Origin of the sequence: Pseudoalteromonas sp. GW168-MNA-CIBAN-0100 (genome assembly GCF_040309225.1) — a bacterium.
Lineage (GTDB): Bacteria > Pseudomonadota > Gammaproteobacteria > Enterobacterales > Alteromonadaceae > Pseudoalteromonas > Pseudoalteromonas arctica.
In genome coordinates this window covers 1-229 of the sequence record NZ_JBEOOL010001200.1, presented here as the reverse complement: position 1 = coordinate 229, position 229 = coordinate 1, and the positions used below count along the sequence as shown (strand labels likewise).

Sequence of the window (229 nt, the reverse complement as noted above, 5' to 3'; positions counted from 1 at the left end):
GCCCCACTGTTGGCGTGTTTATAACGACTTTACTGCCATCAAGCCCTTCTGCGCCTAAACCACCTACAATTAAACTACCTTGACCAATAGCGTATACGTTGCCGTCGACCCCTTTTAAAAAGGTTTGTAGTAAAGTACCACCACGTAAACTACCTGCACTACCAATAGATGATACGGTAATATCTATAGTTTGCCCGGGCTTTCTAAAAGGCGGTAGCTCAGCATGCAC

Annotated in this window: 1 protein-coding gene; it reads right to left on the bottom strand. The window is 45.4% G+C overall.

Annotated elements, in window-relative coordinates; genetic code table 11:
• Positions 1-229: flagellar basal body P-ring protein FlgI (locus AAEY62_RS25205; protein ID WP_350637244.1), on the bottom strand; the 229-nt coding region annotated here is incomplete at both ends.